This is a genomic window from Pseudomonas oryziphila (genome assembly GCF_003940825.1).
GTDB classification, from domain to species: Bacteria; Pseudomonadota; Gammaproteobacteria; order Pseudomonadales; family Pseudomonadaceae; genus Aquipseudomonas; species Aquipseudomonas sichuanensis.
This window is the reverse complement of sequence record NZ_CP034338.1, coordinates 1,671,574-1,692,455: the sequence shown is the minus strand read 5'-3', so window position 1 is coordinate 1,692,455 and position 20,882 is coordinate 1,671,574. Positions and strand designations below refer to the sequence as shown.

Annotated in this window: 16 protein-coding genes, 5 tRNA genes and 1 pseudogene; 8 read left to right on the top strand and 14 right to left on the bottom strand. The window is 64.3% G+C overall.

The features are described from left to right. The first annotated feature begins 39 nt into the window (after nucleotides 1-39). Together EJA05_RS08000 and EJA05_RS07995 are read left to right on the top strand one after the other, a co-directional pair. Nucleotides 40-2,487: an acyl-CoA dehydrogenase gene (locus EJA05_RS08000; RefSeq protein ID WP_125857879.1), complete on the top strand. Its 2,448-nt coding sequence runs from the start codon at nucleotides 40-42 to the stop codon at nucleotides 2,485-2,487. A gap of 107 nt (nucleotides 2,488-2,594) precedes the next feature. After that, entirely contained in the window at nucleotides 2,595-3,005 is a 411-nt protein-coding gene (locus EJA05_RS07995) for a PA2817 family protein (protein WP_125857878.1), read from the top strand. 274 nt (nucleotides 3,006-3,279) lie between these two features. On the opposite strand, the gene EJA05_RS07990 is transcribed toward EJA05_RS07995, so the two are convergent. From EJA05_RS07990 to EJA05_RS07970, 5 genes are all read right to left on the bottom strand, one after another. Further along, nucleotides 3,280-3,355 (bottom strand) — tRNA-Gly (locus EJA05_RS07990). An 82-nt stretch (nucleotides 3,356-3,437) separates the two neighbouring features. Then, a tRNA-Gly gene (locus EJA05_RS07985) sits at nucleotides 3,438-3,513 on the bottom strand. A gap of 4 nt (nucleotides 3,514-3,517) precedes the next feature. Beyond that, nucleotides 3,518-3,593 (bottom strand) — tRNA-Glu (locus tag EJA05_RS07980). Nucleotides 3,594-3,685: 92 nt separating this feature from the next. Beyond that, nucleotides 3,686-3,761: transfer RNA gene (locus EJA05_RS07975), tRNA-Gly, on the bottom strand. Between the two features lie 2 nt (nucleotides 3,762-3,763). Continuing rightward, nucleotides 3,764-3,839: transfer RNA gene (locus tag EJA05_RS07970), tRNA-Glu, on the bottom strand. 372 nt (nucleotides 3,840-4,211) lie between these two features. On the opposite strand from EJA05_RS07970, the gene EJA05_RS07965 reads away from it, so the two are divergent. Further along, entirely contained in the window at nucleotides 4,212-4,979 is a 768-nt protein-coding gene (locus EJA05_RS07965) for a hypothetical protein (RefSeq protein WP_125857877.1), read from the top strand. Nucleotides 4,980-5,264: 285 nt separating this feature from the next. Here EJA05_RS07965 and EJA05_RS07960 read toward each other — a convergent pair whose 3' ends face one another. Together EJA05_RS07960 and EJA05_RS07955 are read right to left on the bottom strand one after the other, a co-directional pair. Next, nucleotides 5,265-5,747, bottom strand: a complete 483-nt coding sequence (locus EJA05_RS07960; RefSeq protein ID WP_125857876.1) for a GAF domain-containing protein — start codon at nucleotides 5,745-5,747, stop codon at nucleotides 5,265-5,267. Beyond that, nucleotides 5,748-6,635 (bottom strand): ATP-binding protein, encoded by an 888-nt coding sequence (locus tag EJA05_RS07955; RefSeq protein ID WP_125463201.1) that lies wholly within the window; start codon nucleotides 6,633-6,635, stop codon nucleotides 5,748-5,750. A gap of 172 nt (nucleotides 6,636-6,807) precedes the next feature. Between EJA05_RS07955 and EJA05_RS07950 the strand changes: the two genes are divergently transcribed. Continuing rightward, nucleotides 6,808-9,159, top strand: a complete 2,352-nt coding sequence (locus tag EJA05_RS07950; RefSeq protein WP_125857875.1) for a hybrid sensor histidine kinase/response regulator — start codon at nucleotides 6,808-6,810, stop codon at nucleotides 9,157-9,159. On the opposite strand, the gene EJA05_RS07945 is transcribed toward EJA05_RS07950, so the two are convergent. Both EJA05_RS07945 and msrB read right to left on the bottom strand, forming a co-directional pair. Next, a complete protein-coding gene (locus tag EJA05_RS07945; protein WP_125857874.1) occupies nucleotides 9,149-9,637 on the bottom strand; it encodes a glutathione peroxidase in 489 nt (162 codons plus the stop codon). The genes EJA05_RS07950 and EJA05_RS07945 overlap by 11 nt on opposite strands. A 12-nt stretch (nucleotides 9,638-9,649) precedes the next feature. Next, nucleotides 9,650-10,045 carry a peptide-methionine (R)-S-oxide reductase MsrB gene (gene msrB / locus EJA05_RS07940; protein WP_125857873.1) on the bottom strand — a complete coding sequence of 132 codons (396 nt, stop codon included), beginning with the start codon at nucleotides 10,043-10,045 and terminating at the stop codon, nucleotides 9,650-9,652. Nucleotides 10,046-10,212: 167 nt separating this feature from the next. On the opposite strand from msrB, the gene EJA05_RS07935 reads away from it, so the two are divergent. Together EJA05_RS07935 and htpX are read left to right on the top strand one after the other, a co-directional pair. Beyond that, nucleotides 10,213-11,424 (top strand): pyridoxal phosphate-dependent aminotransferase, encoded by a 1,212-nt coding sequence (locus tag EJA05_RS07935; RefSeq protein WP_125857872.1) that lies wholly within the window; start codon nucleotides 10,213-10,215, stop codon nucleotides 11,422-11,424. A gap of 302 nt (nucleotides 11,425-11,726) precedes the next feature. Then, nucleotides 11,727-12,614, top strand: a complete 888-nt coding sequence (gene htpX / locus EJA05_RS07930; protein ID WP_125463197.1) for a protease HtpX — start codon at nucleotides 11,727-11,729, stop codon at nucleotides 12,612-12,614. Between the two features lie 177 nt (nucleotides 12,615-12,791). On the opposite strand, the gene EJA05_RS07925 is transcribed toward htpX, so the two are convergent. Next, nucleotides 12,792-13,439: a thiopurine S-methyltransferase gene (locus tag EJA05_RS07925; protein ID WP_125857871.1), complete on the bottom strand. Its 648-nt coding sequence runs from the start codon at nucleotides 13,437-13,439 to the stop codon at nucleotides 12,792-12,794. Nucleotides 13,440-13,540: 101 nt separating this feature from the next. Here EJA05_RS07925 and EJA05_RS07920 point away from each other — a divergent pair, with 101 nt between their 5' ends. Continuing rightward, the gene (locus EJA05_RS07920) at nucleotides 13,541-14,293 is read left to right on the top strand and encodes a DODA-type extradiol aromatic ring-opening family dioxygenase (protein ID WP_125857870.1); all 753 of its coding nucleotides are present in this window, start codon (nucleotides 13,541-13,543) and stop codon (nucleotides 14,291-14,293) included. 154 nt (nucleotides 14,294-14,447) lie between these two features. Here EJA05_RS07920 and EJA05_RS07915 read toward each other — a convergent pair. Beyond that, a pseudogene (locus EJA05_RS07915) lies at nucleotides 14,448-16,167 on the bottom strand (DEAD/DEAH box helicase). Between the two features lie 392 nt (nucleotides 16,168-16,559). Further along, nucleotides 16,560-17,315, bottom strand: a complete 756-nt coding sequence (locus tag EJA05_RS07910) for a spermidine synthase (RefSeq protein ID WP_125857868.1) — start codon at nucleotides 17,313-17,315, stop codon at nucleotides 16,560-16,562. Between the two features lie 117 nt (nucleotides 17,316-17,432). On the opposite strand from EJA05_RS07910, the gene EJA05_RS07905 reads away from it, so the two are divergent. Next, entirely contained in the window at nucleotides 17,433-18,779 is a 1,347-nt protein-coding gene (locus EJA05_RS07905; RefSeq protein WP_110996494.1) for a class II 3-deoxy-7-phosphoheptulonate synthase, read from the top strand. On the opposite strand, the gene EJA05_RS07900 is transcribed toward EJA05_RS07905, so the two are convergent. Beyond that, nucleotides 18,760-19,980 carry a winged helix-turn-helix domain-containing protein gene (locus EJA05_RS07900; RefSeq protein ID WP_125857867.1) on the bottom strand — a complete coding sequence of 407 codons (1,221 nt, stop codon included), beginning with the start codon at nucleotides 19,978-19,980 and terminating at the stop codon, nucleotides 18,760-18,762. The two genes, EJA05_RS07905 and EJA05_RS07900, sit on opposite strands and share 20 nt — an antisense overlap. A 659-nt stretch (nucleotides 19,981-20,639) precedes the next feature. Beyond that, complete coding sequence (locus tag EJA05_RS07895; protein WP_125463191.1) at nucleotides 20,640-20,858, bottom strand: DUF1127 domain-containing protein; 219 nt, start codon at nucleotides 20,856-20,858, stop codon at nucleotides 20,640-20,642. Nucleotides 20,859-20,882: the final 24 nt, after the last annotated feature.

Genomic DNA, 20,882 nt, shown 5'->3' with positions numbered 1-20,882 from the left:
GGTCGGCTGAAAGCCCCCTGGTTTCAAGGAGGAAGGATCATGTTGCTGTTGTGGTTGCTGGTACTGGTATTGGGCGCTGCGTACCTCACGCACCGTCGCTTGCCCCCTTTGCAGATCCTCGCGGCGATGGCCGCCTACACCTTGCTGATGGGCCTGTTCAGCCATGCCCCCGGCTGGCTGCTGACGCTGATCTGGGCAGTGATCGCCATAAAGGTCGCCTTCATCGCCCTGCCCGAAATACGCCGCAAGCTGTTCACCGCGCCCGTGTTCAAGTGGTTCCAGCGCACCCTGCCGCCCATGTCGCAAACCGAACGCGAAGCCATCGACGCCGGCACCGTGTGGTGGGACGGCCACCTGTTCAGTGGGCGCCCGGACTGGAACACCCTGCTCGACTACCCGGCCCCAAAACTCAGCGATGAAGAACAAGCCTTCATCGACGGCCCCACCGAAGAACTATGCGCCATGGTCAGCGACTGGCAGATCGGCCAGGACCTCGACCTGCCCCCCGAAGCCTGGGCGCATATCAAGCAGCATGGCTTCTTCGCCCTGATCATCCCGAAAGAGTACGGCGGCAAAGGTTTCTCGGCCTATGCCCACTCGCAGGTGGCGATGAAACTGGCCACCCGCAGCGGCGACCTGGCCTCGACGGTGATGGTGCCCAACTCCCTGGGCCCGGCCGAACTGCTGCTGCACTACGGCACCGATGAACAACGCAACCACTACCTGCCGCGCCTGGCCCGTGGCGACGAGATCCCCTGCTTCGCCCTCACCGGCCCGCTGGCCGGCTCCGACGCCGGCGCCATGCCCGACACCGGCATCATCTGCAAAGGCCAATGGCATGGCGAGGAAGTCATCGGCCTGCGCCTGAACTGGGAGAAGCGCTACATCACCCTGGGCCCGGTCGCCACCTTGCTGGGCCTGGCGTTCAAGGCCTACGACCCGGACCACCTGCTCGGTGATCAGGAAGAACTGGGCATCAGCCTGGCCCTGATCCCCACCGACACCCCAGGGGTGGAAATCGGCAAGCGCCACCTGCCGATGGGCGCCGCCTTCATGAACGGCCCCAACAGTGGCAAGGATGTGTTCGTGCCGCTGGAGCAGCTCATCGGCGGGCAGCAGATGCTCGGCAAGGGTTGGATGATGCTGATGAACTGCCTGTCGGTGGGCCGCTCCATCTCGCTGCCCGCAGTCGGCACCGGCGCGGCCAAGTACACCAGCCTGGTCACCGGCCAGTACGCACGTGTTCGCGAGCAGTTCAACGTGCCGCTGAACGCCTTCGAGGGCATCCAGGAATCCCTGGCACGCATCGGCGGCAATGCCTGGCTGATGGACAGCGCCCGCCTGCTCACCGCCAAGGCCGTGGACCTGGGCGAAAAACCCTCGGTGCTGTCGGCGATCCTCAAGTACCACCTCACCGAACGCGGCCGCGAATGTATCCAGCACGCCATGGACGTGCACGGCGGCAAGGGCATCATCATGGGCCCGAACAACTACCTGGGGCGCAACTGGCAGGGCGCGCCGATCTTCATCACTGTCGAGGGGGCCAATATCCTCTCGCGCAACCTGATGATCTTCGGCCAGGGCGCCATCCGCTGCCACCCGTTCGTGCTCAGGGAAATGGCCCTGGTCGGGCGCGAAGACCACGACCACGCACTGAAGGAATTCGACGACCTGCTGATGCAACACATCCTGTTCGCCGCTGGTAACGCCGCTAGCACCCTGGTACTGGGCCTTGGCCTGGGGCATTTCGAGAAGGTGCCGGGCGACGCCCTGAGCCAGGGCTACTTCCGCGCCCTCAACCGCCAGGCCGCGGCCTTCGCCCTGCTGGCCGACCTGTCGATGATGCTGCTCGGCGGCGCGCTCAAACGCCGCGAACGGCTCAGCGCGCGGCTGGGCGACGTGCTCAGCTACCTGTACCTGGCCAGCGCCGCGCTCAAGCGCTACCACGACCTGGGCTCGCCCGAGCACCTGCGCCCTCTGCTGCGGTGGGCGCTGGAGGAAAGCCTGGGCAAGGCCGAGCAGGCCCTGGATGCGTTACTGGACAACTTCCCCAACGCTTTCATCGGCTGCGCCCTGCGCCTGCTGGTGTTCCCGTTCGGCCGCCGCCACACCGGGCCCAGTGACGAACTGGATGCCGAAGTGGCCGCACTGATCGGCCGCAGCAAAGGCGATGAAGCACTGGAACAAGTGCTGGCCGGCTGCTTCCGGCCACAGGCCGAGGGTGATCCGGTGGCGGCACTGCAACGGGCCTGCGATCTGCTGGATGAGGCGGCACCCTTGCAGGCGGTGCTGCACAAAGCACTCAAAGCGGGCGCGGTGCAACTGCAACCGGGCCAGTCGGCGATCGATGCGGCGGTGCAGGCCGGAGTACTGCAGGCGGCCGACGGGCAACGCCTGCAGGCCGCCGAGCAGGCCAGGCGGGCGGTGATCGATGTGGATGCGTTCGACAAGGAGCAACTGTTGCCGGTACCCGGCAAGGTGCGCTGAGGATCATCGCGGCGCACAGCCGCTCCCACGGTGTGTAGCGTGGGAGCGGGCTTGCCCCGCGATTGGCGTATACTGCGCCCCTGTTTAGAACCACCGAGGACCACCCCATGGCCAACCCCCAGCTGGACTATCACCTGCAACTGCTGCATCACCTGCGCACCATCCTGGCCGCGCTGGGCGAGGCCGAGCAGGTGCCCGAGGAGAGCCACGCCCTGTTCCTCGAACGCTACGACGAACTGCTGACCCTGCTCCCGCAAGACCCGCTCGAAAGCCAGTACCTGGGCCAGGACCTGCTGTGCCAGGTGATCCAGCGCTACCCGCAGATCGCCCACCTGGTGCCCCGCGACCTGCTGTGGTTCTTCGGCGGTGACTGCCTGCACTTCATGCCGGACGACGAGCTGGCGCTGTATCAGCAACTGGAGGAGCGCCGCTACGAAGCCGAACAGAACGACGAACCGTTCGACTGGCACCAGGAGAAACAGCTGCTGACCCACAGCGGCCAGGGCAACACGCACTGATTCGCAAAACGCCCCACCCTACCGCGTGGGGCGTGCTTTCCTGAAACGGCTGCATTTTTTTGTCGAAACCTCGAACGCCCGTCCTTGCAAAGCCATCAGATCGAACCGCTTCAACAATGACTTGCCAGGCTCGCGCATCGAGTCGATGGAAGTCTCGTTCGACAACAAGGCCTGTTGGCTGATGTTCCCGAGCATCGAAGCCGTCCCGGTGGATCGCGCGGCCTGATAAAGGCCAAAAAAAAACGCCACTCCGAAGAGTGGCGTTTTTCATGTTTGGAGCGGGAAACGAGACTCGAACTCGCGACCCCGACCTTGGCAAGGTCGTGCTCTACCAACTGAGCTATTCCCGCAAAGTGAAGCTTTACCGCATTTGGCGTGAAGCGCCATGAAGACCTTCACCACCTGCACCGTACAAGACGACGCCATTGAAACTGGAGCGGGAAACGAGACTCGAACTCGCGACCCCGACCTTGGCAAGGTCGTGCTCTACCAACTGAGCTATTCCCGCAATATGGCGTCCCCTAGGGGACTCGAACCCCTGTTACCGCCGTGAAAGGGCGGTGTCCTAGGCCACTAGACGAAGGGGACTAAGCCGACGCTTTGCAGCGCACCAGCACATGAACCTCGCGATTCAGCCTGGATTTTCTTTTCCTGCCCTGCCGAAGCAGTGCCGGAGAAACTGGAGCGGGAAACGAGACTCGAACTCGCGACCCCGACCTTGGCAAGGTCGTGCTCTACCAACTGAGCTATTCCCGCATTGGCGTCCCCTAGGGGACTCGAACCCCTGTTACCGCCGTGAAAGGGCGGTGTCCTAGGCCACTAGACGAAGGGGACACAGCTACATCTTCACTCCCTGCCGCGTTTCGCTGTGTGCTTTACGCTGCAAGTGGCGCGCATTCTATGGATGCCATGGAAAGCCGTCAACCCCTTTGTAGAAATTTATTTAAATCAATGACTTCCCGCTTTCCTATAAGGTGCTGACAGGCGCGCCCAGGGATTGGCGTTGATTTTCTGACGGTAGCCCGGCAAGCTCGTGGCAATGCGCCAGCATCTGGAGAAATCCAGACTGCGGCCGACATATACCAGTACATGAGGCCAACGGCGAACGGCACGCCCCAAAGCTGTCCGCCAGGCTGCACTGTTCGCTTTTCGGCGAACTCACTACACTCTCGTACAGATGCAAAACTTCTTCATGAGGCGTTTACGGTGACACCACTTCTGATCACCCTGCTTATCGTTGCGGGCATCGCATTGCTGATCGTGATCGGCTACCTCAACAACGTGGTCGAGAACAACAAGCTCGAACGCGTCCGGCTCAAGGTAGAACTGGCCGACCGCCTGCGCCGCTGCGGTGAAATCACCGAAACCTTCCCCGGCCAGTTCATGACCCCGGCGCTCAAGCTGCTTCTGACCCGCCTGGAACTCAACCTCAATCAGCGCCAGCTGGCCCTGGACAAGCACAGCGCCGAGCTCAAGGCGCGCATCGCCGAACTTGAAGGCCTGATCGCCCAGGGCGACAAGATCCCGGTCAGCAACCCGCCCTCGCCTATCCACACCGAGGTCAAGGCCAAGGACGTGCGCTTCTTGCTGGAGCTGCTGCACAATCAGATCGTGCGCGCTACCCAGGAAGGCTTCCTGGCCACCAACGAGGGCAAGTACTGGGTCAAGGAGATCCGCCACATCCTGGTGCTGCTGCACATCGAGTTCTTCAACAACCTGGGCCAGCAGGCGCTGCAGCAGAACCAGCCGGGCCAGGCGCGGTTGGCCTTCGAGCGTGGCGTGCAGTACCTGCGCAAGCAGCCCGAACCTAAACAGTATGAAGAGCAGTTCACCTATATGGAGAAGCTGCTGAACCGGGCGAACGCCCAGGTACTGGACCAGATGGAGCCGGCAGCTGACGACCAGAACGCACTGACCGAAGGCCTCAAGACCGACGAGGACGAGACCTGGAAAAAGCGGGTCATCTACGACTGATCTCGCGGGACTGTGGGAGCGGCGTTGCATCGATGCGACTTGCCCCACGATGGCAACAGCACAGATACAAAGAGGCCTGCGCAGACTAATGCCAATCAGTTAGCGCTTCATCGCACTTATTGGGGCTGCTTTGCAGCCCTTCGCGGGTAAACCCGCTCCCACAGGATCGCGCAAAATCTGAATCGAGCGCTGTACTTGTGGGAGCGGGTTTACCCGCGAAGGGGCGCGGAGCGCCCCATTTGGCTTAACTGACTGGCTATGCCTTCACAGGCCCCTTTGTTCATTTCAGCAATCAGTCAATTCCAGAAAGATCGCCGCCAGGCGCTCCAGCCCGGCCTGATCGGCCTCACTGAAACGCCCGACCTTCGGGCTATCCAGGTCAAGCACTCCAATCAGCCGCCCGTCCTTGAGCAACGGGATCACCAGCTCGCTGTTCGACGCGCTGTCGCAGGCGATATGCCCGGGAAACGCGTGCACATCTTCCACCCGCTGGGTCTGTCGGGTGGCTGCCGCTGCACCGCACACGCCCTTGCTGAACGGAATGCGCACGCAGGCCACCTGGCCCTGGAACGGGCCGAGCACCAGCTCTTCGTTGCGGTTGAGGTAGAACCCCGCCCAGTTCAGGTCATCCACCTGGTTATAGAGGAACGCCGAAAACTGCGCGGCATTGGCGATGAAGTCACGCTCGTTGGCGAACAGCGCCTGCACTTGCGCGGCCAGCAGGGCGTAGCCGTCGAGGCCTTGGCCACTGGCGTTGAGATCGATCATTTATTTCTGCTCCAGCAATTGCAGCCCGACCCAGTAGCGGGCGAACTGATAGGCACAACGGCCATTACGGTTGCCGCGGCCGGTGGCCCAGCGCACGGCGAGGATATCGAGTGCTTCGCTACGCTGCCAGGCAAGCCCGGCCGGGCGCGCCAGCTGGCCGATCCAGTGTTCGACCACATTGAGGAAGTGTTCCTGGCTGAAGGGGTAGAACGACAGCCACAGGCCGAAACGGTCGGACAAGGCGATCTTGTCTTCCACCGCTTCGTTGGGGTGCAGCTCGCCGTCGACCATCTTCCAGTTTTCGTTGTCGCTCTGTTTTTCCGGCACCAGATGACGGCGGTTGGAGGTGGCGTACAGCAGCACGTTGTCCGGGGCCTGCTCCAGCGAGCCGTCGAGCACGCTCTTGAGCACCCGGTAGTCACCCTCCCCGGCTTCGAACGAGAGGTCGTCGCAGAACAGGATGAAGCGCTGTTCGAGCTTTTGCAGTTGCTCCACCACACGCGGCAGGTCGGCCAGGTGGTCGCGCTCGATTTCGATCAGGCGCAGGCCATTGCCTGCATGCTCGGCCAGCAGCGCACGCACCAGCGACGATTTGCCGGTGCCGCGCGACCCCCACAGCAAGGCGTGGTTGGCCGGCATGCCGTTGATGAACTGGTGGGTGTTGCGCCCCAGTTGGTCACGCTGCTGGTCGACGCCGATCAGGTCGGACAGACGGATGTCGAGGCTGACCTCAAGCGGCATCAGGTAGCCGCTGCGGCCATCGCGCTGCCAGCGGGCGGCGAGGGTTTGCGACCAGTCGATGTCCGGGCGTGGAGCAGGCAGCAAGGGTTCGAGGCGCGCGAGGACGGATTCGGCGCGGTCGAGAAAAGCGGTAAGGCGGGCGTCCATGATGGCTCCTGAAAGCAGGCAATGAGAGCGTCGGACCGCTATCGCGGGGCAAGCCCGCTGCCACGTGCTCGATGAGCGCCTGCTCACTGACGGCGTGGGAGCGGGCTTGCCCCGCGATGGCGGTCAAGGCTGAATGTTTGACAGACCCGCCAGCAGCCAGGGCTGATCGGCTATGCTTGCGCAGCGCACGGAGCACATCACCGGCTTGGGACCCATGGATATCAAGTTCACCAATCGCCTGTCATACAAGCAAGCCCGGTTGACAGTCCTGGTCGGCTTCATCCTGGGAACATTGCTCAGTCTCATCCAGATCGGCATCGATTATGCCAGCGAAGACGCGTCCATCAACCGTGAAATTCAGGCGCTGCTGAAGATCAGCCACGACACCGCCTCACGGATTGCCTACAACATCGACACCGAGCTGGCCCAGGAACTCACCGGTGGCCTGCTCAAATCTCCGGCGCTGCTGCGCGCCCGCCTGATCGACAACAACGACACGGTACTGGCCGACACCGAGCGCCCCAGGCTGGAAAGCCGCTACCGACCGCTGTCGGACTTCCTGTTCGGCGAGCAGCGCCAGTTCCAGGACCGCCTGTACCTGGCCCACATGCCCGGCGAATACCTGGGCACCCTGTACCTGGACGTCGACACCTTTGCCTTCGGCGGGCGCTTTCTCGACCGCGCCGGGGTTACCCTGCTCAACGGTTTCGCCCGCAGCCTGGTGCTCACCGGCATCCTCCTGGCGCTGTTCTACCTGATGCTGACCAAACCGCTGGTCACGGTGATCAGCGCCTTGAGCGGTGGCGATGCGCGCACGCCGCGGCAAACCAGGGTGGACTGCCCCAAGGGCCATGAAAACGACGAGATCGGCGTGCTGGTCAAGGTCGCCAACCAGCAGTTCGTCAGCATGGCCACCGAGATCCAGCAACGGCGCAACGCCGAGAACCGCCTGACGCAATACCTCAACGAACTGGAAGACATCGTCTCGGCCCGCACCAACGAGCTCAAGGCCAGCAACAATCGCCTGAGCCAGTCCAACCAGGAGCTCGACGAAGCGCGTCAGCGTGCCCTGGGCATGGCCCAGGCGCGGGCCGCCTTCCTGGCCAACATGAGCCACGAAATCCGCACACCGCTCAACGGCATGCTCGGCATGATCGCCCTGGCCCTGGACAGCCCCCTGGCCGGCGAACAACGCCAGCAGCTGTCAATCGCCCACGACTCGGGCAAGGTGCTGGTGGAACTGCTCAACGATATTCTCGATCTGTCCAAGTTCGACGCCGGCCAGCTGGAGCTCGAACGTATCCCCTTCGACCTTGGGGCAATGCTCGAAGACACCGCCAACCTGCTGTCGCAGAACGCCGCGGCCAGCGTCGAGCTGACCTGCCTGATCAGCGCGAACTTCCCCAGCAGCGTGCTCGGCGACCCCACTCGGGTCAGGCAGATCGTCAGCAACCTGCTGTCCAACGCGCTCAAGTTCACCCGCTTCGGGCGCGTCGACCTGCGCCTGTCGTGCATCGTCGGCGGAGTGCGCCTGGAGGTCAGCGACACCGGCATCGGCATCCCCGAGGAGGCCCAGGCGCGCATCTTCCAACCCTTCACCCAGGCTGGCGCGGGCATCACCCGCCAGTATGGCGGCACCGGCCTGGGCCTGGCCCTGACCCACAACCTGTGCAAGGCCATGCAGGGCCGCCTGCACATTCAGTCGGAAACCGGCTTTGGCAGCCGCTTCAGCGCCGACCTGCCGCTGCCCGCCCACACCGAGGCGATCCCGCCAGCGCCGCTGGCCGGGCGCGTGGCGGCACTGACGAATGCCGGCAGCGGCCTGGCCGAGCTGCTGCAAGGGCTGCTGCCGGGCTGGGGGCTGGACTACGTGCGGATCGACGCGGCCAGCGAACTCAACGGGGTCGTCGACCTGCTGATCACCGATGACCTGGACCCGGTACTGGCACTGCGCCCAAGCATCCAGGCGCCGATCCTGCTGGTGACCGCCTACGGCAGCTTCCTGCCCAGCGAGCAGGCCACGCAACTGGCCCCCCTGCAGCAACTCGCCCGCCCCCTGGCGCGCAACGCCCTCTATCACACCCTGCGCCGCACCCTGCAGGGCGAGGCCAACGCCCCACTGCCCCATGAGGTGTCGCTGGCACAGGAACGTCGCGCGCGCATCCTGCTGGTCGAGGACAACCCGGTGAACCAGCTGGTGGCCAAAGGCTTGTTGGGCAAGCTCGGCTGCCAGGTGCAGGTCGCCGCCCAGGGCGCCGAAGCCCTGGAGTTTCTGGAGCAGGAAACCTTCGACCTGGTGCTGATGGACTGCAACATGCCCGTGATGGACGGCTACGAAGCCAGTCGGCGCATCCGCCAGAGCGGACGCTGGCCGGAACTGCCCATCGTCGCCCTGACCGCCAACGCCATGCCCGAGGAGCGCGAACGCTGCCGCGCCGCCGGCATGAACGACTACCTGGCCAAGCCGTTCCGCCGCGAAGAGTTACTGGCGCTGATCGATCATTGGGTGCCGCTCAGCTCTTGAGCAAACGCTCGATGTCGGCCTCCAGGGCCTGGGGCTTGGTGGTCGGCGCGTAGCGGATGACCTTGCCGGTGGCCGGGTCGAACAAGAACTTGGTGAAGTTCCACTTGATCTTCTGCGAACCCAAAAGGCCCGGGGCACGCTGCTTGAGCGCGGCGAACAGCGGGTGGGCGCCGGGGCCGTTGACCTCGACCTTGCGAAACAGCGGGAAGCTCACGCCGAAATTGACCTCGCAGAACTGCGCGATCTCGCGGGCATCACCCGGTTCCTGCTTGCCGAACTGGTTGCAGGGGAAGCCCAGTACCACCAGCCCTTGCTCGCGGTAGTCCTGCCACAGGCGCTCCAGGCCCTTGTACTGCGGGGTGAAACCGCACTGGCTGGCGGTGTTGACCACCAGCAGCGCCTTGCCGGCGAAATCGCCCAGCACTTTCTGCTCGCCACCGAGGGTGACACAGGGGATGTCCAGCAGTGCATCGGCCATGCGTTTGCTCCTTCAATCGCGGGGTTTGAGGTCCAGGCACACCGAGTTGATGCAGTAGCGCAGACCGGTTGGCGGCGGACCGTCGGGGAATACATGGCCCAGATGGGCATCGCACTGGGCACAGGTCACTTCGGTGCGGATCATGCCGTGGGACGTGTCGCGAATTTCGATCATCGCGCTGTCCTGGATAGGCTCGTAGAAACTCGGCCAGCCGCAACCGGAGTCGAACTTGGCCTGGGCATCGAACAGCGGTAGGTCACAGCAGATGCAGTGGTAGATGCCGTCGCGACGCTCACTGTTGTACTTGCCGCTGAAGGGGCGCTCGGTTCCCTTCAGACGGCACACCTGATACTGCTCGGGGTCGAGCTTCTCGCGCCATTGTTCAAGGGTTTTGTCGATCTTTTGCATGTCTGGACCTCGGCAGGCTGAATTTCACCTCGCGCCGTCTTTTCCCTGGCGCGGGTGGCACGTATATTAGTTGGCTTCGTGTGCGAGGCCTCAGTCTGGCACCCGCGCCACGCCCTTTCAAACCTTTCGACGGCGGCGCACCGCGTATTCTCAATCGGGATCACATCATGCAGTTCAGCAAATCGAACAAGCTCGCCAATGTCTGCTACGACATTCGCGGCCCGGTGCTCAAGCACGCCAAACGCCTGGAAGAGGAAGGCCATCGCATCCTCAAGCTGAACATCGGCAACCCGGCACCCTTTGGCTTCGAGGCGCCCGACGAAATCCTCCAGGATGTGATTCGCAACCTGCCCACCGCCCAGGGCTACAGCGACTCCAAGGGCCTGTTCAGCGCGCGCAAGGCAGTCATGCAGTACTGCCAGCAAAAGCAGATCGAAGGCGTTGGCATCGAGGACATCTACCTTGGTAACGGCGTGTCCGAGCTGATCGTGATGTCGATGCAGGCCCTGCTCAACAACGGCGACGAAGTGCTGATCCCGGCCCCCGACTACCCGCTGTGGACCGCCGCGGTGAGCCTGGCCGGCGGCAAGCCGGTGCATTACCTGTGCGACGAGCAGGCCGACTGGTTCCCTGACCTCGAAGACATCAAGGCCAAGATCACCCCGAACACCAAGGCCCTGGTGATCATCAACCCGAACAACCCGACCGGCGCGGTGTACTCCAAGGAGCTGCTGCTGGGCATGCTGGAACTGGCGCGCCAGCACAACCTGGTGGTGTTCTCCGACGAGATCTACGACAAGATCCTCTACGACGAAGCCGTGCACATCAGCACTGCGTCGCTGGCCCCGGACCTGCTGTGCCTGACCTTCAACGGCCTGTCCAAGTCGTACCGCGTGGCAGGCTTCCGCTCCGGCTGGCTGATCATCTCGGGCCCCAAGCAACATGCCCAGAGCTACATCGAAGGCATCGACATGCTGGCCAACATGCGCCTGTGCGCCAACGTGCCGGCCCAGCACGCCATCCAGACCGCCCTGGGCGGCTACCAGAGCATCAATGACCTGGTACTGCCGCCTGGCCGCCTGCTGGAGCAGCGCAACCGCACCTACGAACTGCTCAACGACATCCCCGGCGTGAGCTGCGTCAAGCCGATGGGCGCGTTGTACGCGTTCCCGCGTATCGACCCCAAGGTGTGCCCGATCTTCAACGACGAGAAATTCGCCCTCGACCTGCTGCTCTCGGAGAAGCTGCTGATCGTCCAGGGCACGGCGTTCAACTGGCCATGGCCGGACCACTTCCGCGTCGTCACCCTGCCACGGGTGGATGACCTGGAGCAGGCGATCGGCCGAATCGGCAACTTCCTGCGCACCTACTCGCAGTAACGCGCTCCGCGTTGTGTAGGAGCGGCCTTGTGTCGCGATAGGGCTGCGCAGCAGCCCCAGGATCTTGGCATCATGCAAAATCGTCGGGGCTGCTACGCAGCCCTATCGCGACACAAGGCCGCTCCTACAGGCGATTCATTCTTACATCCTGCAACGCTCTCTCCCACAGCCTCTCCGGCATCCTCTGCCATACTCCCCGCGTACACAGTTTGAAATAGTCGACCGGTTGAAACCGCCAGGCCTCCCCCTTATATACCCCCGCAGTACGCAACAATCTTATCCGTCAGGAGAACGTGACAACCATGATGCGCATTCTGTTGTTTGTAGCCACCAACCTCGCGGTGGTGCTGGTTGCAAGCATTACCCTGAGCCTGTTCGGCTTCAACGGGTTCATGGCCGCCAACGGGGTTGATCTCAACCTGGGCCAGTTGCTGGTCTTCTGCGCCGTGTTCGGCTTCGCAGGCTCGCTGGTCTCGCTGTTCATCTCCAAGTGGATGGCGAAGATGAGCACCGGCACCCAGATCATCAGCCAGCCGCGCACCCGCCACGAACAGTGGCTGCTGCAGACCGTCGAGGAGCTGTCCCGCGAAGCCGGCATCAAGATGCCCGAAGTGGGTATCTTCCCGGCCTACGAGGCCAACGCCTTCGCCACCGGCTGGAACCGCAACGACGCGCTGGTCGCGGTATCGCAAGGCCTGCTCGAGCGCTTCTCGCCCGATGAAGTGCGTGCGGTGCTGGCCCACGAAATCGGCCACGTGGCCAATGGCGACATGGTCACCATGGCGCTGGTGCAAGGCGTGGTGAACACCTTCGTGATGTTCTTCGCCCGCATCATCGGCAACTTCGTCGACCGGGTGATCTTCAAGAACGAAGAAGGCCACGGTATCGCCTACTTCGTGGCGACCATCGTCGCCGAGCTGGTGCTGGGCATTCTCGCCAGCATCATCGTCATGTGGTACTCGCGCCGCCGCGAGTTCCGCGCCGACGAAGCCGGCGCCCACCTGGCCGGTACCGGCGCGATGATCGGTGCCTTGCAGCGCCTGCGCAGCGAACAGGGCCTGCCGGTGCACATGCCCGATACCATGAAGGCCTTCGGCATCAACGGCGGCCTCAAGCACGGCCTGGCCGGCCTGCTGATGAGCCACCCGCCACTGGAAGACCGCATCGACGCACTGCGCCGCCGCGGCTGATCCAGGGCTTGGGCGAAAAGGGCGACTTCGGTCGCCCTTTTTTATTCCTGCATGGTGGCCGTACCGGCCTCATCGCCGGCAAGCCGGCTCCCACTGCGAACGCATCAGCCCAAGCCATGCGCTTACCCTGTGGGAGCCGGCTTGCCGGCGATGGGGCCGGAGCAGCCACCGTCGCAGTCAACGGGCTATCCGGTAGACCCGCTCCACCAGGCTCGGTACACCAGCGTTCTGAAACTTCGGGCTGTCTGCGAGAATCTGCACCTGCTCGGTTTCCATCACCTGCCAACCCGCAAACCCCTGACGCACCTCGCCATCCCCCACCGAAAACGGCGGCCCGTCGATCAACGACTGGTCGTAGTCCAGCGTCACCAGCAAGCCCTTGCCGATGGCTGGCAAATCATCCAGCAGCGCCATATAGCGCTCGCGCATCCGGGGCGGCAGAGCAATCAGCGCCGCCCGGTCGTACAGCCCGGTGCAGCCGGCCACATCCTCGGCCCTCAACGCGAAGATATCCCCGCACCACAGCTCGATCTCGCCACAGCGCCACACCTCGAAAGCGCCCCGCGGGGAAACCTCGGCCAGCAGCCCGTGCTCGATGAAGAAGTCTTCCACCGCCCGCCGCGACAGCTCGACGCCAAGCACCCGATAGCCCTGCGCAGCCAACCACAGCAGGTCCAGGCTCTTGCCACACAAGGGCACCAGCACCTGAGCCCCGACGGCCAGGCCCAACGCCGGCCAGTGCGCCTGCAGGTACGGGTTCACCTGGAGCTGGTGAAAGCCGATCTGGTTGTCCGCCCACCGCTTGTGCCAGAACGCTGGCTCCATGATTCCTCCCGGTTTTTCGATATTTAGCCGTAAAAACTTATATTGGATCTCGATCGTTTCCTGATCGAAGATGACAGCATCTTACCTGCCAGGACCTCGCCATGCTGCCCAGCCTGTTCATCTCCCATGGATCGCCCATGCTCGCCCTGCAACCTGGCGCCAGCGGCCCGGCCCTGGCCGCCCTGGCCCGCGCCCTGCCCCGCCCGAAGGCGATCGTGGTGGTGTCGGCCCACTGGGAAAGCCGCGAGCTGCTGGTGACGAGCAACCCCCAGCCCCAGACCTGGCATGACTTTCACGGCTTCCCGCCGGCCCTTTATGCCGTGCAGTATCCGGCACCGGGCGAGCCTGCGCTGGCTCGCCGAGTGGCCGATCTGCTGGGCGCCAAGCTGGACGACAAACGCCCCTTTGACCATGGCACCTGGGTGCCGCTGTCGCTGATGTACCCGGCGGCGGATATCCCGGTGATCCAGGTGTCGCTGCCCAGCCAGGCTGGCCCCGCTCTGCAACTGAAGGTCGGCCAGGCACTGTCGGCACTGCGCGAGGAAGGCATCCTGCTGGTCGGCTCGGGCAGCATTACCCACAACCTCGGCGAGCTCGACTGGCATGCCGGGCCGGATGCGGTCGAGCCCTGGGCACTGGCGTTTCGCGACTGGGTGGTGGAGCGGCTGAAGGCGGGGGACCAGGATGCGCTGGTGGACTATCGTCGGCAGGCGCCTCACGCAGTGCGCAACCATCCCAGTGACGAGCATCTGTTGCCGCTGTACTTCGCCATGGGCTCGGGTGAGCGGTTCAGCATCGTGCACCAGGGCTTCACCTTGGGGGCGCTGGGGATGGATATCTATCGGTTCGACTGAAGGGCCTCTTCGCGGGTAAACCCGCTCCCACAGGTATTGCGCCGGATTTCAACTTGGCGCTGTACCTGTGGGAGCGGGTTTACCCGCGAAGAGGTCGGTGCAGGCAAAAAAATCCCCGACCTAGGCCGGGGATTTTTTCATTGCAGCGCCAGGATCAATCCTCGCGGTAGCGGCGCAGCTTCAGCTGCTTACCGGCTACGCGGGTGTCCTTGAGCTTGGTCAGCAGACGCTCCAGGCCATCTTCCGGCAGCTCGACCAGGCTGAAGCTGTCGCGTACCTGGATGCGGCCGATGGCGTCACGCGCCAGGCCACCTTCGTTGAGGATCGCGCCCAGCAGGTTCTTGGCGGCGATACCGTCACGGGCACCCAGGGCGGTACGGCAACGCACGCGGCCTTCGGCCAGCGGCATCGGCGCACGACGCTCGCGGTCACCACTGCGCTCGCTACGCTCACCACGCTCGCCACGCTCACCGGTGCTGCGCTCGCGCGGGCTGTGGGTCGGCACCAGCGGCTGCTCGCGCTCCACCGAAGCCAGGTCCAGGGCTTGGCCATTGGTGGCCTTGCGCAGCAGGGCCGAAGCCAGTGCACGCGCGCTGCAACCCAGGTCGGCGGTCAGGCGGTCGAACAACTCGCCGTGGCTGGCCTCGGACTCGGCCACCAGCGGCGCCAGGCTCTTGGTCAGCTTCTTGATGCGCGCATCGAGCACGGCTTGCGGGTTAGGCAGGCGGGCTTCGGCGACCTTCTGGCCGGTAACACGCTCGATGACCTGCAGCATGCGGCGCTCACGCGGGGTGACCAGCAGCAGCGCACGGCCTTCGCGACCGGCACGGCCGGTACGGCCGATACGGTGCACGTAGGACTCCGGGTCGTACGGCATGTCAACGTTGAACACGTGAGTGATGCGCGGTACGTCCAGGCCACGGGCAGCGACGTCGGTGGCGACGACGATGTCCAGGCGGCCATCCTTGAGCGAGTCGATCACGCGCTCACGCTGGTTCTGGGCGATGTCACCGTTCAGTGCGGCAGCCTTGTAACCCTTGGCTTCCAGCGCGGCGGCCAGGTCCAGGGTGGCTTGCTTGGTACGCACGAAGGCGATCAGCGCGTCGAACTCTTCCACTTCCAGCAGGCGCAGAACAGCCGGGATCTTCTGGTCGGCATGGACCATCAGGTGGGCCTGGTCGATCGCGGTGACGGTCTGGGTCTTGCTCTGGATCTTGACGTGCTTCGGCTCGCGCAGATGGCGCTCGGCGATCGAACGGATCGAAGACGGCAGGGTGGCGGAGAACAGCACGGTCTGGCGCGAGGCCGGGATGGCATCGAAGATCACTTCGAGGTCGTCCATGAAACCGAGCTTGAGCATCTCGTCCGCTTCGTCCAGTACCAGGTACTGCACGGTGGACAGGACTTTCTCGTCGCGACGCAGGTGGTCGCACAGACGGCCAGGGGTAGCGACGACGATTTGCGCGCCGTTACGGATGGCACGCAGTTGTGGGCCCATCGGGGCACCACCGTAAACAGCCACCACGTTAACGCCCGGCATCTGCTTGGCGTAGGTTTCGAAAGCGGTAGCAACTTGCAGCGCCAACTCACGGGTTGGCGCCAGGATCAGGGCTTGCGGTTCGCGCTTGCTCACGTCGATCTTGTTGAGGATCGGCAGGGCGAAGGCAGCGGTCTTGCCGGTGCCAGTCTGCGCCTGGCCGATCATGTCGTGACCGGCGAGGATGATCGGGATCGACTGTTGCTGAATGGCCGACGGCTCTTCGTAGCCGGTGGCCACGACGGCAGCAACAATATTCGGATTGAGTTCGAGAGCGGCGAATCCGCCGGTTTCCTGGGTCATGGGTCTGCCTCTAGGTGCATCCGCAAAGACCCATGCTCCAAAGCTGCACATGCCTTGAAAGACCAAACGGTCACCCAGGCAGCTTTGGCGGCGGGGATTTGCGAAAACGATTGAAAATGGGAACGTCTTGGGAAAGTCCGACTAGCGGACGCGCAGCCGAAGCTGGGTTCGGAGGATTTGCACCACCTGATTTGCGGCCCGCTAAAAGACCGGCGCGTACTATATACGAATTCGGTGAGAACCGTGAGAAATATTTCTGAAGGAAAGGCCAGTATCGGGCCATCGAACCGGGCGGGCTGAATCGATTCCCTTTTACATCCGTCTCGGCCTCTTCGCGGGTAAACCCGCTCCCACAGGTCAGCACTGGCTCGGAACTCCACAGCCTCTGTGGGAGCGGGTTTACCCGCGAAGAAGACGACGCGGTTTTCAGGTAGCCGGCCGCACCGCCTTGATCAGGTATTCCAGCGAGTAGCCCAAGCGAGGCGCCAGCGCCTCGGCACGGGCGCGCAGGCTGTCGATGTCCAACTGCTGATCCAGATCGGCTGGCACCAGCAGGATCACGTTGCCCTCCTTCACCGGCAACTCCCAGTAATGGCGGTGGTATAGCCCGCGCAGCAAGGCGGCACCCAGTGGCCTGCCGTCATCGCTGGCCCACTGGTTGATCACCAGCCAGCCACCCGGGTTGAGCTGCTTCTGGCAGTTCTCCAGGAACGTCCAGGCCAGGTGGCCAACACCGGGACCATGGTCGGTATAGAGGTCGACAAAGACCAGGTCGGCCTTTTCCGCCGTCGGCAGCAGTTCTATGGCATCCCCCACCCGCACGTACAACCGCGGGTCATCGTCCAGGCCCATGAACTCCATGGCCAGGCGCGGCACATCGGGGCGCAGCTCGATGGCCTCGACATCGTCCAGCGGCAGGTACTTGAGGCACGCTTGCGTCAGGGTGCCGGCGCCGAGGCCGAGGAACAGCGCACTCTCGGGCTGTTCATGACACAGCGCGCCGACCAGCATGGCGCGGGTGTAGTCGTACTCCAGCCAGCTGGGGTCGGCGGTGAAGGTGCAGCTCTGCTCGATGGCGTCGCCGAACTCGAGGAAGCGGTAGTCCTCCACCTCGTACACGCTGATGACGCCAAAGGCGTCCTCCACCCGTGCCAGCAGCCGCTCTTCCCGCTCCGTCGCCATCCCACCACCGCCTGCGCAAAGCGCGCATTGTCCGCCAATGCCGGTGGTGCAACAAGCACGTCGGCGGCTGTACCATGGCAGCTACGCCTGAACCGACACTTATAGATAGAGCCCGTGATGACCCAACCCTGGAGCCCTGACAGCTGGCGCGCCCTGCCGATCCAGCAGCAACCCGTCTACCCGGACGCCGCCCACCTGCTGAAGGTGGAGCAGACGCTGGCCAGCTATCCGCCGCTGGTGTTCGCCGGCGAGGCCCGTGAACTGCGCCGGCAGTTCGCCGAGGTCACCGAAGGCCGGGCTTTCCTGCTCCAGGGCGGCGACTGTGCCGAAAGCTTCGCCGAGTTCTCGGCGGCGAAGATCCGCGACACCTTCAAGGTGCTGCTGCAGATGGCCATCGTCATGACCTTCGCCGCCGGCTGCCCGGTGGTCAAGGTCGGGCGCATGGCCGGCCAGTTCGCCAAGCCGCGCTCGGCCAACGATGAAACCATCGGCAACGTCACCCTGCCCGCCTACCGCGGCGATATCGTCAACGGCATCGGCTTCGACGCCGCCAGCCGCGTGCCCGACCCCGAGCGCCTGCTGCAGGCCTACCACCAGGCCACGGCCAGCCTCAACCTGCTGCGCGCCTTCGCCCAGGGTGGCTTCGCCGACCTGCACCAGGTGCACAAGTGGAACCTGGACTTCATCGCCAACTCGGCACTGGCCGACAAGTACCACCAACTGGCCAACCGCATCGACGAAACCCTGGCGTTCATGCGTGCCTGCGGCCTGGACACCGCGCCCCAGTTGCGCGAAACCAGCTTTTTCACGGCCCACGAAGCGCTGCTGCTCAACTATGAAGAAGCCTTCGTGCGCCGCGACAGCCTGACCGGCGACTACTACGACTGCTCGGCGCACATGCTGTGGATCGGTGACCGCACCCGCCAGCTGGACGGCGCCCATGTCGAGTTCCTGCGCGGCGTGCACAACCCGATCGGGGTGAAAGTCGGGCCGAGCATGGACCCCGAAGAGCTGATTCGCCTGATCGACGTGCTCAACCCGGACAACGACCCGGGCCGCCTCAACCTGATCGTGCGCATGGGCGCCGGCAAGGTCGGCGCGCACCTGCCGGGGCTGATCCGTACCGTCGAGCGCGAAGGGCGCAAGGTGCTGTGGAGCTCAGACCCGATGCACGGCAATACCATCAAGGCCAGCAGCGGCTACAAGACCCGCGACTTCGCGCAGATCCTCGACGAGGTCAAGCAGTTCTTCCAGGTGCACCAGGCCGAGGGCAGCCATGCCGGCGGCATCCATATCGAGATGACCGGGCAGAACGTCACCGAATGCATCGGCGGCGCCCGACCGATCACCGAAGACGCCCTGTCCGATCGCTACCACACCCATTGCGACCCGCGCATGAACGCCGACCAGTCCCTTGAGCTGGCCTTCCTGATCGCCGAAACCCTCAAGCAGGTACGCCGCTGAGCAATGCCTGACGCAGCCGGCTGCCCTCGGCGCGAGGGCAGTTGAGCTGTACCTGCTCAAGCCCCAACCAGGCGGCCAGGCGCCGCAACTCGTTGGCCAGCGCCTGGTAGCCCTCCTCGTCCAGCCCTAGTTCTTCTTCATGCACCGCGTGCACCGCCAGCCGCCCATGGGCGCGCTCGGCACGCAGGTCCAGGCGCGCGGCAATGCGCTCGCAGTGCAGGAAAGGCAGCACGTAATAGCCGTACACCCGCTTGTGCGCCGGGGTGTAGATTTCCAGCCGGTAGCGGAAGTCGAACAACCGCTCGGTGCGGCTGCGCTCCCAGACCAGCGAATCGAACGGCGACAGCAAGGCGCTGGTGTGGATGCGCCGGGGGATGCGCGGCGTGCCCGCCAGATAAGCGGGTTGCTTGCAGCCCTGAACCGAACAGGCCTGCAAGCGCCCGTCCGCCAGCAATTCGGCCAGGGCTGCCTTGCTGTGCTGGGGTGACAGGCGAAAATAATCGCGCAGGTCCTGTTCGGTGGCCACGCCGAGCGCGTTGGCGGCATGCAGCATCAGGCCCTGATGGGCTTCGGCCTCGCCGGGCACCGACTGGTCGAGAATGGCGGCGGGCAGCACCCGCTCGGGCAGGTCATACAGGCGCTCGAAACCGCGGCGCCCGGCCACCGTCACCTCGCCTGCGGCGAACAGCCATTCCAATGCGTGTTTCTCTTCGCTCCAGTCCCACCAGGGGCCAGCGCGTTCCTCGCGGGTCGACAGGCTGCCAGCGCCCAGTGCGCCGCGCTCGGCCACCGCCGCCAGTACGCGTGCAATCACCTCGGGACGATCACGGCCAAAGGCCGCGAGCTGCCGATAGATGCCCCGGCCTTCCCGGGCCTGGGCCATGCGCCAGCGCATCAGCGGGTACAGCGCAAGCGGCAGCAGCGAGGCTTCATGGCCCCAGTATTCGAACAGCCGGCGCTGGCGACGCGTGCCCCAGGCGAGCTGGTCGAGCGCCGCCTGCGGGTAATCGCCCAGGCGCGAGAACAACGGCAGGTAGTGGGAACGGACCAGGGCATTGACCGAATCGATCTGAACCACACCCAGGCGCTGCAATGTGCGATTGAGGCTGGCCAGCGTGGCCGGGGTATCGGGGGGCTTGCCGAAGCCTTGGGCGGACAGCGCCAGGCGGCGGGCCTGCTGGATGGACAGTTCGAGGGGCAAAGCCTGTACCTCCGATTGATCTGCAACCCTTCTTGTGTCTGCACCATAGCATTCGCGGCTAAAGCCGCTCCCACAGGAACACCGCTAGCCCGCAAGCAGCGGTGTTCCTGTGGGAGCGGCTTTAGCCGCGAAGAGGCCGGCGAAGCCTTCACCCCCTGACTTGCGCAGCGGATCTTCCAAAAAGTGCCGGTCGGCCCCCACAGTTTCACCGCTAGCCCGCAAGCAGCGGTGTTTCTGTGGGAGCGGCTTTAGCCGCGAAAAGGCCGGCGAAGCCTTCACCCCCTGACTTACGCAGCGGATCTTCCAAAAAGTGCCGGTCGGCCCCCACAGGTTCACCGCTAGCCCGCAAGCAGCGGTACTCCTGTGGGAGCGGCTTTAGCCGCGAAGAGGCCGGCGAGGCCTTACCCCCTCACTTGCGCAGCGGATCTTCCCAAAAGTGCCGGTCGGCCCCACAGGTTCACCGCTAGCCCGCAAGCAGCGGTACTCCTGTGGGAGCGGCTTTAGCCGCGAAGAGGCCGGCGAGGCCTTACCCCCTCACTTGCGCAGCGGATCTTCCCAAAAGTGCCGGTCGGCCCCACAGGTTCACCGCTAGCCCGCAAGCAGCGGTACTCCTGTGGGAGCGGCTTTAGCCGCGAAGAGGCCGGCGAGGCCTTACCCCCTCACTTGCGCAGCGGATCTTCCCAAAAGTGCCGGTCGGCCTCCTGCTGGATATCCGCCCGCGACAGCCCCAGGTCGTGCAGCGTCGCATCGCTCAGGCGCGCCAATTCATCGCGCTGGCGGTGCAACTCGTACCAGCGCAGGAACAGCCCGCCGGCATCGTGCAGCAGATGGTTAAGGGCCGATACCGGCTGGTGAGCAACATTGAAATGACCTTTCATCTTGACGCCCTCCGTGTGGATGGC